Genomic DNA, 14,112 nt, shown 5'->3' with positions numbered 1-14,112 from the left:
ACGTGATAATCCCTCAAAAAAACCGCCCCTGCCACCTTCGACAAGAAGGGACAGAGACGGTTTTCTACCGCGGTTCCACTCTGCTTAGATCATCCATAAAAGGACAGTCTCGCTTTACACCCGGTAACGGCGGGGCGCCGATGTCGCATACTTGCACCAAAAACCCGTGCGTTCTGCTCATTGCTCACAGGGGCATTTCCAGACAGCATGCGCAGATGGCTCTCACCTATCCATCCTCTCTGTGGACGCATTCACTCCTGTACTTCTCCTGATCATCGCTTTCGTTTCCTTTATTTGTAAAATCCCTTACTCGCCGTGTGCAATGACTTTGTTCATGCGCTCCAATACCTTGTCGCGACCGAGCAAGTACAAGGTCTCCGCCAGATCGCGTCCATGCGCCTGTCCGGTAGCCGCCACACGCACAGGCATGAACAGCGCCTTGCCTTTATGGCCGGTTTCTTTTTGCACGTCTTTTAGCACTGCCTTGATGATGTCTACATTATATTCGTCTTGCGCTGACAGGTGTTTGACAAAAGATGCAAGCACCTCGGCCAGTTGCGGTTCTTTCAAGACTGCTCTGGCTTCTTCATCGTACACTACTTCATCTAGGAAGAAAAGAGCAGCCAGCGGCACAATCTGCGCGCAGTAGGACATCTGCTCCTGGTACAACGCGACGATGCTGCGTACCCAAGCGCGTTTTTCGCTGGACAGTTCTTCGTCGATGAAGCCCGCTTTCTGCAAATGCGGTACACACATTTCCGTAATGGTGTCCAGAGGTTGGCGTTTCAGGTAGTAATTGTTCATCCAGTTCATTTTGGTCGAATCAAACACAGCCGGAGACTTGTTGACGCGATCCATCGAGAAGAGCTTGATCAAATCTTCCTTCAAGAAGATCTCCTCTTCTCCGCCCGGGGACCACCCGAGCAATACCAGGAAGTTGACGATCGCTTCCGGCAAAAAGCCCAGTTCACGATACTGCTCGATAAACTGGATGATGCTCTCGTCGCGCTTGGACATCTTCTTGCCTTCTGGGTTGAGAATCAGCGCCAAGTGGGCGAAGCGAGGAGCCTCCCAGCCAAATGCTTCATAAATCATCAGCTGGCGCGGCGTGTTGGACAGATGCTCTTCCCCGCGGATGACGTGACTGATCTTCATCAGATAGTCGTCGATGACAACGGCAAAGTTATAGGTAGGGATTCCGTCCGGCCGGCAGATGACGAAGTCGCCCATCTCGCTGGAGTCAAACGTAACTTGTCCACGAATCATATCATCTACTACATACTGGCGGTTGTCCGGAACCAGGAAGTGGATCGAAGGCACGCGTCCCTCAGCCTCGAACTGTTGGCGCTGGTCTTCTGTAACATGGCGGTGCTTTTCCAGAATCCGCGGTGTCTCGCCCCGCGCAAGCTGCTCTTCGCGCTCCGCATCCAGCTCTTCCTTGGTAGCGTAGCAATAATAGGCTTTCCCTTCAGCCAGCAATTGATCGATGTATTGGCGATAGATGTCCAGACGTTCGGTTTGACGATACGGGGCGTATGGACCGCCAATATCCGTACCTTCCTCCCATTCGACGCCCAGCCACTTCAGGTTTTTCATTTGCTCTTCATCAGCATTTTCCTTGTTGCGGGTCTGGTCGGTATCTTCAATCCGAACGATAAAGGAACCACCGTGATGCTTTGCAAACAGGTAGTTGAACAGCGCGGTTCTCGCGCCGCCGATATGTAAATGCCCAGTTGGACTGGGAGCATAACGTGTGCGGATTTCTTTCGCCATGGGTAGCACCATCCTTATGAGTGTAAAAAGGTGTTAAGGGTATCAAAACGCTTCTGACGTTTTCATGTTACACCTTGTCTTACTCCTTGACAAGCAAGCAAGCAGCCTGGGAGGCGATTCCTTCTCCACGCCCCGGAAAACCAAGCTTTTCAGTCGTGGTTGCCTTGACATTGACCTGCGACAGCTCATCCGCTTCCAGAACACGAGCGATCAGAGCCTGCATCTGCGGAATATACGGAGCCATTTTTGGCGCCTGGGCAATAATCGTAGCGTCTACATTCCCCAAGCGGTATCCGCGTTCCTTGACCATCTTCCAGACATGCTCCAATAGTTTGACACTGTCTGCATCCTTGTATTCCGGGTCCGTATCCGGAAAATGGCGGCCGATGTCCCCCTCGCCCAGTGCGCCCAGAATCGCATCCGTGATCGCATGGAGCAGAACATCCGCATCCGAATGGCCCAACAGCCCTTTTTCATAGGGAATGGTGATGCCCCCGATGATGCATGGACGCCCCTCCACCAGTTGATGCACGTCAAAACCTTGTCCAATCCGCATAGACATGAATTACTCTCCCCTTCTTTTACGCAATATCTCTTCACCCAGCAGCAAGTCGTCCGGTGTCGTGATTTTGATGTTCTCATAGCTTCCTTGCATGACCGTTACCGGATGTCCCAACCATTCTACCAGCATTGCGTCGTCCGTGCCTATTCTTCCCGCACTCCATGCAGCCAGATGAGCTTCCTTCAACAAAGACATACGAAAAGCTTGTGGGGTTTGCACCGCCCACAAGCTCTCCCGCGCCGGGGTAGACTCGACAACGCCGGTCTCCCCCACCACTTTAATCGTATCCTTCACAGGCACAGCCAGGATCGTCGCTTGATCGCGCCGAACCTGACTGATGATCTGACTGATTTGTTCGGGAGTAACGAATGGACGCGCAGCATCATGGACGAGGACATGCATACAATCCCGCAAGGCTTCCAGGCCATTGCGCACGCTGTCCTGCCGTTCTGCGCCGCCCAGCACGACGGTTAGCTGAATGTTTTCCTTTTCCAGCCAAGCAAGCACTTCATCTCGATCGGTCTCACTGACCACCAGCACGATTTGCCCGATCTCCTGATGAGAGACAAACAGCCGTACCGTATGAGCCAGTATCGGCTCTCCTGCCAGCGGCAGCCACAGCTTGTTTCGCTGTCCGCCCATACGCTTTCCTGAGCCGGCTGCCACAATTACAACCCCCGTCGTCACGATTCATTCCCTCTCCCGTTTTCTCTACAACGCTTTTTCCAACAGCTTCGGCTTCGCAAAAATCATGCGTCCTGCCGAGGTCTGCAACACACTGGTCACGAGCACGTCGATCTCGTTGCCGATATAATCCCGACCGCCTTCCACGACGATCATCGTACCGTCATCCAGATACGCGACTCCTTGACCATGCTCTTTTCCGTCCTTGATCACCTGGACGTTCATTTCCTCCCCCGGCAAAACCACAGGCTTTACCGCATTGGCCAGGTCGTTGATATTCAAAACCGGAACTCCCTGCAGCTCGCAGACCTTGTTCAAGTTGAAGTCGTTGGTAACCACCTTGCCGTTGATCACCTTCGCCAGCTTGATCAGCTTGCTGTCCACCTCGGAGACTTCCTCAAAATCGCCTTCCCAGATCTGCACTTTCACTTTCATTTCTTTTTGAATCTTATTGAGAATATCCAAGCCCCGCCGCCCGCGATTGCGTTTCAATACATCGGACGAGTCGGCAATATGCTGCAGCTCCTCCAGCACGAAGCCCGGAATGATCAGGCTGCCTTCCAAAAAGCCGGTGCGGCAAATATCTGCAATGCGGCCGTCGATAATCACGCTTGTATCCAAAATCTTGTTCTCTACATTCGTGGCAGCCCCAGCGGTCTCTTTTTTCTTATCCTTGCGACCAATCGAAAAGACAGACATGATTTCGTCGCGCTTGCGGAACCCGACCTGGAATCCCAAATAGCCAAGTAATCCCGAAACAACCAGCGGCAACAAATCACCTATCACCGGAATCGATATTTTACTGATGGGCAGGAATAATAAAAAAGCAACTATAAGACCACTAATCAACCCCATCGCTCCGAACATGACATCGACAATCGGCATTTTGACGAGTGTCTCTTCTCCCCAGCGGACGACCTTCAGAATGTAATCCAACAGCCAATTCGCTAAAAAGAAAAATAAGATGGCACCGAGCACCGCACCAATGTAAGAAGTACCGCTTACTTCACCAATCTTCAATAATGGATCAAGCAAATTGTACAGGTCTGGGCCGTACTGGTATCCCAAACCACCACCAACGATCACGAAAAAGATTTTTCCTATGCGGCGTACCATGCCTTCACCTCCTTGTTATTAATATTGACAGAAGCGAACAAGTAAAACCCTCTTTCTCGAGAAACAAATCAAACAACCAAGCCTATTTCCATCACTATAGCAAAATTCTTTTTATCATGTCAAATAGCCAAAAATTCTAACACAACTACTGAAGTTTCGTCAACCTCGAACTCTTGTTTTCCTCTTTGGCAAAATTGACAGTAAGCGGAATCCCTTCTTATAATGACAGTAGTGTTGTGCTGAAAATTGCGACGATACCAACAGCCTAAAGCAGAGGTGAACCATATGGACACTCGCAACATCGATGACTTTCAAACGCAAGTATCCGAACTTTTAATCAGACATCGAAGCGTCCTGGACGTCATGTCCAAAGTGCAGGAAACAGCATCCCGCATCAACCGTTCACTGACCAAAGCCATTACAGAATGCGGCTGCGTAGAAGTGGTAGCCAAAAAACAGACGTACGACTCCAGTAAAAACCTGGAGGACCACAAGTCACAGCTTGATACCCATTTCTCCGGTCCATTATGCGAGCACTGCCGGGATGTCGTCACAGCGGAGCTGGGCAAAAATCTTTTTTACCTCACAGCCTTGTGCAACATTACGGATATTAAACTGGAGGACGTGATTGAGCAGGAACGCGAGAGGCTCAACACCTTGGGCGTTTTTAATCTCACTTGATTCCCCACTGGTAATACGAATAAACATGTAAAAAGGTTGCAAAAAAAACCCGCTTTTTCATCAGCGGGTTTTTCCTTTTTTTCGAGGAAACCTTATTCGAACGGAACGGATTCCTCTTCTTTTTTCTTGCGTTTGCCTAATTTTTTGATCAAAAAGTCAACGTTTTTTTTTATTCCGTACAAAGCGTAAACCGCCAGCGGCAGGAAGACGATCTTCGGAAACTGCTGCGGGAATTTGATCGCCACCACGACAACGATTGCGATGATGATCGGGGTAATCCAATACGCGGCTTTGGGGATCCCCACTTTTTTGAAATTGGGGTACTTGACCTTGGATACCATCAAAAACGCGAGCAACAGCATGCTTGCTGCCAGCAGGGTAGCGTTAAACACTTCATGGTACAACGCAAGAGTAGCGAGCACGCCGCCGGCAGCAGTAATCGGAAGACCGATAAAGTAGCCGGGAACTCCAGCCTGCACATTGAACCGGGCCAGTCGCAGCGCACCGCAAATCGGGAAGATCGCAGTAAGGACAATGCCGATCCAATTGAAATCCTGCAGGACCACGACGTACATGATAAACGCCGGTGCAACACCAAATGTAATCACGTCAGACAGCGAATCCAGCTCTTTCCCAAATTCGCTTTGTGCATTCAGCATCCGGGCGACGCGGCCATCCAGGCCGTCTGCCAGCATGCCGATGATGACAGTAATCGCAGCATAATCAACGTAATGATCACCTTGAAAAGCAAGAATGATGGCCAGTACTCCTAAAAACAAGTTGCTGACGGTTAGTATGTTCGGCAACGATTTCACGAACATAGACTACCTCCTGATTTCCTTCGCGCAGAAGACAGATCACTTTCATGATTGGTCTACTAGGCAAATCGATTAATACAAAACGGTTTTCTTGTGAATGGATCGAGACGATTGTCACAGAAAATAACGTGACTTAATCCTATTCTACTTCAAATATGTCTGTCAATGAACACTTGTTCCTGAATCCTTCTCAACCCATCCTTGATCGCCCGAGCCCGGACCTCGCCGATTCCATCCACTTCGTCCAGCTCCTCGATGGTTGCCATGAAGATGCGAGGCAGGTTGTGAAAATGTTCGACAAGATTCGAGACGATCGCAAAAGGCATGCGTGGGATTTTCTGCAAAATTCGATACCCACGGGGTGATACGGACTCCTCAAGCATGCTGGCGTGAGCGGTATAGCCGAGAACTCGCAGAAAGGAAGTCGGCTCCAGCATCTCCTCCGGGCTGAGCTTTTTCATCTCCAGCAAGACGTCGGCCGGCGAGGTTTCCCGATCGCGACAATAGTCCCGGATCAGCATCTGCGCCTCATCCTCGATATTGGCCACCAGCTCTTTCAGCTGCATGCTGATTAGTCTGCCCTCAGTGCCCAATTCACAGATGTATTTGGTTACCTCTTCCTTAATACGTAATACCATCTCGAATCGTTGCAAAACGAAAGCGACTTCTTCCAAGGTGACCAGTTCCTCGAATTCCAACGCGCCCAGATTCGTCAACGACTGTTCCAGCACAGACTTGTATTTTTCCAGGGTGGATACAGCCTGATTCGCCTTCGCTAAAATAACGTTGACGTCGTTGAGAACATAGCGGAACGCCCCTTTGTACAGCGTGATGACGTTGCGCCTCTGGGAGATGGCGATAACCAGGTGATTGGTATGGATCGCTGTGCGTTGTGCTGTCCGATGACGGGTTCCCGTCTCACTGGTCGCAATCGCTGCAGGAGGGAAAAGTTGGGTATTGGCAAAAAGAATTCGTTTGGCATCTTCACTGATTATGATTCCCCCATCCATTTTCGCCAATTCGTACAAATGGGAAGGAGTGAACTCACAATTGATGGAAAAGCCTCCGTCAACCATCGCCTCCATTTTCGGTCCGTACCCGATGACGATCAACCCGCCTGTTTTGGCCCGCAGGACATGCTCGAGCCCTTCACGAAGCATGGTGCCCGGAGCAACAAAGCGAAGCACATCACGAAAGTCCGTGTTTCTCTTGTTCGGTTCGTGCATGCCCGTCTACCCCCTCATGACCTCATCCAACGCTTCCGCAATATTGTTGACTCCGATCACCTCGATATCGTCTGGAGCATCCAACCCGCGAATGTTCTTTTGCGGGATGATTACGCGTTTGAAGCCCAATTTATGCGCCTCACGCACACGTTGTTCGATCCGGGAGACGCCGCGCACCTCCCCCGTCAAGCCGACTTCTCCGATTACGACGTCGTGAGGGTTGGTAGCATGGTCGCGAAAGCTGCTGGCGATGCTGACGGCTATGGCCAGATCGACAGCAGGCTCATCCAGCCGCACCCCGCCTGCTACGTTCACATAGGCATCCTGGTTTTGCAGCATCATGCCCATGCGCTTTTCCAGGACTGCCATGATCATGGCAACGCGCTGATGATCCACTCCCGTCGCCGTTCTGCGCGGTGTCACAAAGCTCGTCGGCGCGACCAAAGCCTGCAGCTCCACCAGTACCGGTCGTGTTCCCTCCATGCTGGCGACGACAGTAGAGCCGGCCACTCCGACTGGTCGTTCCGCCAAAAAAATCTCGGAAGGATTGGCGACCTCTTCCAGACCGCGATCCTTCATTTCAAAGATGCCGATTTCATTTGTCGAACCAAAGCGATTTTTGACAGCACGCAAAATGCGGAAGGTGTTGTGCCGCTCTCCTTCAAAATACAGGACGGCATCCACCATATGCTCCAGCATGCGCGGCCCTGCAATGGAGCCTTCCTTGGTGACGTGGCCGACGATAAAGGTGCCGATGCCTTTTCCCTTGGCAATGCGCATCAGCTGTGCAGTCGCCTCACGCACCTGCGCAACGCTTCCTGCAGCGGATTGAATGGCCGGATGGAATACCGTCTGAATCGAGTCGATGATCAAGACATCGGGCTCTACCTGATTGATATGCTGTTCGATCAATTCTAAATCATTTTCTGCCAATACAAACATGGGCGGTGTTTTCATGTCCAGGCGGTCAGCCCGCAGCTTGATCTGCTTGGCCGATTCCTCTCCAGACACATAAAGAACTTTACCGCCCTGATGAGCAAGAGCAAACGATGTTTGCAGCAGCAGTGTTGATTTCCCAATTCCTGGGTCCCCGCCCACAAGAATGAGCGAACCCGGAACCAAACCTCCTCCGAGTACGCGATTCAATTCCCCGATAGTGGTATCCATGCGCGGCTCTTCTTCGCTGGCGACCTGCGTCAACGGCAGCGGGGCCTGACGTTGGCCGCCGCCCAAGCCTTCGTGGCGATGGGAGGAGCCCTTTACCGCGACTTCTTCGACCAGTGTATTCCAACTGTTGCAACCGGGGCATTTTCCCATCCATTTCGGTGATTCATACCCACATTCTTGACATGCAAATTTCGTTTTATACTTTGACATCTTCGTACCTCATTATTGTTTTGAAATACCATTATCATACATGACTGTGCAGCACAAAAAAAGAATACCTCTCATAGAAAGAGGTATTCTTTCTCCTGATTATTCGACAGATTACGATTTGGCTTTTTCAAGCCGTTTGACCACCAGTTTGCCTTCTTCGGCGTCGATGTTCACGGTATCGCCCTTGCTGATGGAGCCTTTCAGAAGCTCCTCGGACAATTTGTCTTCGATATGGCGTTGAATGGCTCGACGCAGCGGACGTGCTCCGTAAGCCGGGTCGAAGCCCTCTTTGGCCAAAATCTTCTTCGCTTCCTCTGTCAGGACGAAGTCGATGCTTTGCTCTCTGAGGCGCTTGCGCAGTTCGTCTGTCATGAGCGACACGATCTGCTCGATATGCTCCTGCTCCAGGGAGTGGAAGACGATTACTTCGTCGATCCGGTTCAGGAATTCAGGACGGAAGCTCTTCTTCAGCTCATCCATGACTTTGTCCTTCATATCCTGATACTTTCTCTCGGACTCGTCGCCAGCGGTAAAGCCCAGAGTGGTGTTTTTCTTGATCAAATTCGCCCCGACGTTGGAGGTCATGATGACTACCGTGTTGCGGAAATCAACTGTCCGTCCTTTGGAGTCGGTCAGTCGTCCGTCATCGAGGACCTGCAGCAGGATGTTGAACACATCCGGGTGCGCTTTCTCAATTTCATCCAGCAGGATGACGGAGTATGGTTTGCGGCGTACTTTTTCGGTCAATTGGCCGCCTTCATCATAGCCGACATAGCCTGGAGGCGCTCCGACGAGACGGGCTGTCGAGTGTTTCTCCATGTACTCGGACATGTCTACGCGGATCATGGCATCCTCGTCGCCGAAAAGGGTTTCCGCTACTGCACGAGCCAATTCGGTTTTCCCTACCCCGGTCGGACCCAGGAAGATAAATGAACCGATTGGGCGTTTGGGGTCCTTCAGTCCGGCACGAGCCCGGCGGATCGCACGGGAGATTGACTTGACCGCCTCGTCTTGACCGATGACGCGATCGTGCAGGATTTCTTCCATTTTCAACAGACGCTCAGTCTCTTCTTCTTTCAGCTTGAGCACGGGAATTCCAGTCCAGCTGGCCACGACAGTCGCGATGTCTTCCGGAGTGACCTCCATGTTGAGCTGACCCTGGCGCTCCTTCCAGTCCTTCTTCGTCTTATCCAATTCCTCACGAAGCTTCTGTTCTTGATCGCGCAGAGCCGCAGCCTCTTCAAATTCCTGCGACTGCACGGCAGCATCCTTTTCCTTGCGCACTTCCTCGAGGCGGCCTTCCAGCTCCTTCAGATTAGGCGGTACTGTAAAAGACTGGAGACGCACCTTGGATGCAGCCTCGTCGATCAGATCAATCGCCTTGTCAGGGAGGAAGCGGTCGGTAATGTAGCGGTCAGAAAGCTTCACTGCTTGCTCGATCGCTTCGTCCGTGATTTTTACACGGTGGTGAGCCTCATAACGATCCCGCAGGCCGTGAAGGATCTTGATAGCGTCCTCTGGCACCGGCTCATCGACCTGGATAGGTTGGAAGCGGCGTTCCAGCGCTGCATCCTTCTCGATGTATTTGCGGTATTCGTCCAGGGTAGTAGCCCCTACGCACTGCAATTCACCGCGAGCCAGTGCCGGCTTGAGAATATTGGAGGCATCGATCGCGCCCTCTGCTCCGCCCGCACCGATCAATGTGTGCAGCTCGTCAATGAACAGGATGATGTTCCCTGCCTGGCGAATTTCATCCATGATTTTTTTCAGGCGATCCTCAAATTCACCGCGGTATTTGGTGCCCGCCACCACGGTACCCATATCCAGGGTCATGACGCGCTTGTCGCGAAGGGTCTCCGGAATTTCATTGTTGACGATCTTTTGCGCCAAACCTTCGGCAATGGCCGTTTTCCCTACACCAGGCTCCCCGATCAGGACCGGGTTGTTTTTGGTGCGGCGGCTTAATACCTGAATGACTCTCTCGATTTCTTTTTGGCGACCGATTACAGGATCGAGACCGCCTTCACGTGCGATTGCAGTCAGGTCACGGGCCAAACCGTCCAATGTAGGAGTGTTGGCCTGAGGATTGCCGCCAGACGGCTGGTGGGAAGCCATCATTTCCGAACTGCCCAGAAGCTGCAGCACTTGCTGACGCGCTTTGTTCAGGCTCACTCCCAGGTTGTTCATAATGCGGGCTGCGATGCCTTCTCCTTCACGGATCAGGCCCAACAGGATGTGCTCGGTGCCCACGTATGTGTGGCCCAGCTTGCGGGCTTCATCCATCGACAGCTCGATCACTTTTTTGGCTCTTGGTGTATAGTTGGGCGTGTAGTTGCTGCCGGACTGCTCGGTTCCTCTGCCGATCAGCGACTCCACTTCGCTTTGAATTTTATCGAGGCCCAGTCCCAGAGACTGCAGCGCTTTGGCTGCGATCCCTTCTCCTTCCCGAATCAGGCCCAAGAGAACATGCTCGGTTCCAATATCTTTGTGGCCCAGACGCACCGCCTCTTCCAGGGCCAGCGCCAGTACTTTTTGTGCTCGTTCCGTAAAACGTCCAAACATCATATGGTGTTACACCTCCATAGTTACCTGTTTTGTTTTATGATTTTCGTTACAAAATGCCATTATCATGGGATGGCCTGCCGGCATTGATGCGCTCACGAATCAGTCTTGCCCTTCTTTCGTCCCTTTGTTCGGGAGTCAGCTTTTGCCCTGCGTGCTGCTGCAGGAAGCCCGGCTGTGTCGTCACCAAGAGCTCATTCAAAACCAGCGGCGATACATTGGGAATCACGCCAAGATCAATGCCCAGCCGCAGATCGGACAAACGCTGAGCCGCTTCCTTGGACTCCATCGTCCGAGCATGAAGCAAAATTCCGTATGAACGGAAAATCCGGTCCTCGAGCGAGACTCGCGTGTGTTCCTGCAAATACTGCCGTGCTACTCGCTCCTGCTCGATGATCTGTCTGGCAACTCCATAGAGATTGGAGAGGATGTCCGTCTCCGACATGCCCAGAGTGACCTGGTTGGAGAGCTGGAACAGATTGCCGAGCGCCTCACTGCCTTCTCCGTAAATCCCGCGTACAACCAAACCTACTTGGTTAATGGCTTGCAGGATGCGGCTGATTTGCTGCGTCATGACCAGTGCAGGAAGGTGCAGCATGACGGAAGCGCGAATTCCTGTCCCTACGTTGGTCGGGCAGCTTGTAAGATAGCCTCTTTTTTCGTCAAAAGCATAGTTCAAGTGCTTCTCAAATATGTCATCTATTTTCGTACCCATTTCCCATGCCTCATTTAATCGGAAACCCGGCAACAAGACCTGGATACGAATATGGTCTTCTTCGTTTATCATAATGCTAACCGATTCATCCTTGCTTAACAGAACCGCCCCTTTGCGCGATTCCTCAGCCAGATGAGGACTGATGAGATGTTTTTCTACCAGAACCTTTTTTTCCAGCGGATTTACCTGGTCCATCTGGATCATTTGCAATCGGTGCCGCTTGCGCATAGCCTCTGATTCGCTTACTTCCGTCACCTTTTTGACTACTTCCTCCGCCTGGGAGTCTGTAGCCAACAACGGAAAAGGGTGCTGGCGCAAGTTACGCGCGATACGCAACCGTGTGCTGATGACGATATCAGAATCGGGACCTTCACCCTTCATCCAATTGCTCCACGGGTTTTGCATAAACTGCTGTTGAGACATGTCCAGCCTTCCTCCCCTCGCTACGATTGAGACATTTTTTGTTCCAGCATCCGAATTCGGTCACGCATTTCTGCAGCCTTTTCAAATTCTTCGCTGGCAACATAGCGCTGCAACGCACTCTTCAACTGCTCCAGCTCTTTGCGAATCTTCAACTGTCCCCCGGTCCGCTCGGGTACCTTTCCTATGTGCTGGGTGTTGCCGTGGATCCGTCTGAACAGCGGGTCCAGCTTGTCACCCAAGAACGTGTAGCAATCGCTGCAGCCGAACCGGCCGCTCTTGCTGAATTGTGCGTAGGTCAGACCACATGTCTCGCATCTTAGCGGTTTGCTTGTACTGGATTCCCGCCCATTTTTTTGCATGGGGTCAAATTTCAGCAAGCCTGACAGGAGATTGTTGATGCTGAAGTTGTGAAAGCCGGTAAAAACGTCTCCTTTTTCCTGGGCACATTGTTCACAGATATGGTATTCGGTTTTCTCGCCATTGACGATTTTGGTCAAGTGCAGAGTAGCCGGCCTTTTTCCACATTCTTCACAGTTCATCACGATCCCTCCTAACACATTCTTTACTTTAACAAGATAACTGCAATCATTTGCTTCAACATGGCGGCCCGCAATTGATCGCGCAGATTTGGCTCGATCATCAATACGTTGCGCGAGGTGGCAATTTTCATCAAAGCTGCTTCCCGCTGACTGATCAATCCGTCCTCAAGTAAACGCTCGATGATGGCATTGCCTACACTCTGCGTGATGCTCTCGCCAATCAGTTCTTCCGTGAGCAACTCCTGCAGACGGGCCTTGCTCACGATCTGCACCTTGCGAATCCGGATGTATCCGCCACCGCCACGCTTGCTCTCGACGATATACCCCTTTTGCACCGTAAAGCGCGTGTTGATCACGTAGTTGATCTGGGATGGCACACACTGAAAAAGGTCGGCTAGCTCACTACGCTGGATCTCGATCGAACCATTCGGGCTTTCGGTGATAATGTTTTTTAGATGCTGTTCAATGATGTCCGAGATATTACGCAAGTCATCGCCTCCTTTCTCATGTGTGAATGATTGACTTTGACTATCTTTGACTTTAATTATAATGGGTTTTCTTCACTCATGCAAGAGGTGAAAATACTGTTGACAACATCTATTGTGGGCAGATTGCAGCCTTTTGAATCAATGAGAAACACCTTTCCACCATAAACGGAAAAGAGCAGTCTGAGTAGGAAAACGGACCACCCAGCTGCTCTTTTATAGAACTGGCAATATGTGATGAAACAGGAAGCCTACTCACGGATAGGCGGCAGACAGGAAATAACCTCTGAAAATTGGCGGATTACTACGTTGGCGCCTTCCAATTCCCCCGGTTTGGCAAAGCCAAAATCACATCCAATGGTAAACAGATGATTGGCTAGACCCGCTTCAATGTCGGAATGGCGGTCGCCGACCATGACTGCTTGTTTGATATCGTAGTCTCGCAGCAGCTTGGCGACCAGATCCTTTTTGGTACTGGTCTGAAAGCGCCCTGCGGAATACAGGTCTGTCATAAGCGGCTTTAGCTCGTATTCCTCGCAGATCGCATCGATATACTCTTCTTGTCCATTGCTTGCAATGAAGAGAGCATACCCCTCTTCGTGAAGTCGCTGAAGAGTGTCTCGTACCCCGGGGTAGAGATCTGTAATCCTTTCTTTGATCAGCTTGATTTCATTTTCAAGCAAGAAGGCGTCTGCCGCTTTCTTGGTCGTTTCTCCGGCACCTGGCAGCAGCTTTATCCACACTTGTTCTATAGTCATCCCCAAAACGTTGATAAGTGCTTTTTCATCGGGGGTCGGCCCCTCCCACATCCCTTGCTTGCGAAGCTGCTCAAAGGTCCGTTGAAAAGCTGGTGTGGACAGTTTTTCTGTCTGCAGCAATGTTCCATCCATGTCAAATAAAATCGCATACGGTATGCTCAACATTCTTCTCTCCTCTGTTCAGGATCAACCAATTGACAATACGTCCCCAATGTTAGAGGATTTGTGTACCAGTAGCAAGTAACAACAAAAAAACCTCCCTATCCTTGTGGATAAGAAGGTTCTGCTTTATTCCTTCAAAACTGAATCTGCATGAATGCTATTGTGGATAATTTGTGGATAAGTCCTCGACCGATTAGTATTCGTCAGCTCCACGTGTTGCCACGCTTCCAC

13 protein-coding genes and 1 other annotated feature are annotated in these 14,112 nt (G+C 51.2%); of the genes, 1 reads left to right on the top strand and 12 read right to left on the bottom strand.

The window, feature by feature from the left end; genetic code table 11:
• Positions 1–49: 49 nt before the first annotated feature.
• Positions 50–285 (bottom strand) — a binding site (T-box leader).
• 21 nt (positions 286–306) lie between these two features.
• The 4 genes from gltX to EDM58_RS10255 form a co-directional block, all read right to left on the bottom strand.
• A complete protein-coding gene (gene gltX, locus EDM58_RS10270) occupies positions 307–1,773 on the bottom strand; it encodes a glutamate--tRNA ligase (protein ID WP_122913274.1) in 1,467 nt (488 codons plus the stop codon).
• 79 nt (positions 1,774–1,852) lie between these two features.
• Positions 1,853–2,329 (bottom strand): 2-C-methyl-D-erythritol 2,4-cyclodiphosphate synthase, encoded by a 477-nt coding sequence (gene ispF, locus EDM58_RS10265; RefSeq protein ID WP_122913308.1) that lies wholly within the window; start codon positions 2,327–2,329, stop codon positions 1,853–1,855.
• Between the two features lie 9 nt (positions 2,330–2,338).
• Positions 2,339–3,022 carry a 2-C-methyl-D-erythritol 4-phosphate cytidylyltransferase gene (gene ispD, locus EDM58_RS10260; protein WP_122913273.1) on the bottom strand — a complete coding sequence of 228 codons (684 nt, stop codon included), beginning with the start codon at positions 3,020–3,022 and terminating at the stop codon, positions 2,339–2,341.
• 24 nt (positions 3,023–3,046) lie between these two features.
• Positions 3,047–4,135 carry a PIN/TRAM domain-containing protein gene (locus EDM58_RS10255; RefSeq protein WP_122913272.1) on the bottom strand — a complete coding sequence of 363 codons (1,089 nt, stop codon included), beginning with the start codon at positions 4,133–4,135 and terminating at the stop codon, positions 3,047–3,049.
• A 285-nt stretch (positions 4,136–4,420) separates the two neighbouring features.
• Between EDM58_RS10255 and EDM58_RS10250 the strand changes: the two genes are divergently transcribed.
• Positions 4,421–4,816 (top strand): nucleoside triphosphate pyrophosphohydrolase family protein, encoded by a 396-nt coding sequence (locus EDM58_RS10250; protein ID WP_122913271.1) that lies wholly within the window; start codon positions 4,421–4,423, stop codon positions 4,814–4,816.
• Positions 4,817–4,908: 92 nt separating this feature from the next.
• On the opposite strand, the gene pssA is transcribed toward EDM58_RS10250, so the two are convergent.
• From pssA to EDM58_RS10210, 8 genes are all read right to left on the bottom strand, one after another.
• On the bottom strand, positions 4,909–5,637 hold the full coding sequence (gene pssA / locus EDM58_RS10245) for a CDP-diacylglycerol--serine O-phosphatidyltransferase (RefSeq protein WP_122913270.1): 729 nt from the start codon (positions 5,635–5,637) through the stop codon (positions 4,909–4,911).
• Between the two features lie 146 nt (positions 5,638–5,783).
• On the bottom strand, positions 5,784–6,860 hold the full coding sequence (disA, locus tag EDM58_RS10240) for a DNA integrity scanning diadenylate cyclase DisA (protein WP_122913269.1): 1,077 nt from the start codon (positions 6,858–6,860) through the stop codon (positions 5,784–5,786).
• Positions 6,861–6,866: 6 nt separating this feature from the next.
• Positions 6,867–8,237, bottom strand: coding sequence for a DNA repair protein RadA (gene radA / locus EDM58_RS10235; RefSeq protein ID WP_122913268.1), 1,371 nt, complete (start codon positions 8,235–8,237; stop codon positions 6,867–6,869).
• Between the two features lie 111 nt (positions 8,238–8,348).
• The gene (locus tag EDM58_RS10230; RefSeq protein WP_122913267.1) at positions 8,349–10,802 is read right to left on the bottom strand and encodes an ATP-dependent Clp protease ATP-binding subunit; all 2,454 of its coding nucleotides are present in this window, start codon (positions 10,800–10,802) and stop codon (positions 8,349–8,351) included.
• Between the two features lie 46 nt (positions 10,803–10,848).
• Entirely contained in the window at positions 10,849–11,937 is a 1,089-nt protein-coding gene (gene mcsB, locus EDM58_RS10225) for a protein-arginine kinase McsB (RefSeq protein ID WP_122913266.1), read from the bottom strand.
• Between the two features lie 20 nt (positions 11,938–11,957).
• Positions 11,958–12,476 (bottom strand): protein-arginine kinase activator protein McsA, encoded by a 519-nt coding sequence (mcsA, locus tag EDM58_RS10220; protein WP_122913265.1) that lies wholly within the window; start codon positions 12,474–12,476, stop codon positions 11,958–11,960.
• A 23-nt stretch (positions 12,477–12,499) separates the two neighbouring features.
• Positions 12,500–12,964 carry a CtsR family transcriptional regulator gene (locus EDM58_RS10215; protein WP_122913264.1) on the bottom strand — a complete coding sequence of 155 codons (465 nt, stop codon included), beginning with the start codon at positions 12,962–12,964 and terminating at the stop codon, positions 12,500–12,502.
• Positions 12,965–13,212: 248 nt separating this feature from the next.
• Positions 13,213–13,881, bottom strand: a complete 669-nt coding sequence (locus EDM58_RS10210) for an HAD-IA family hydrolase (protein ID WP_122913307.1) — start codon at positions 13,879–13,881, stop codon at positions 13,213–13,215.
• Positions 13,882–14,112 lie beyond the last annotated feature (231 nt).

Source organism: Brevibacillus panacihumi (genome assembly GCF_003710985.1).
In the GTDB taxonomy this organism is placed as follows: domain Bacteria; phylum Bacillota; class Bacilli; order Brevibacillales; family Brevibacillaceae; genus Brevibacillus; species Brevibacillus panacihumi.
The sequence above is the reverse complement of the archived record's forward strand: the minus strand, read 5'-3'. Positions and strand labels throughout refer to the sequence as shown.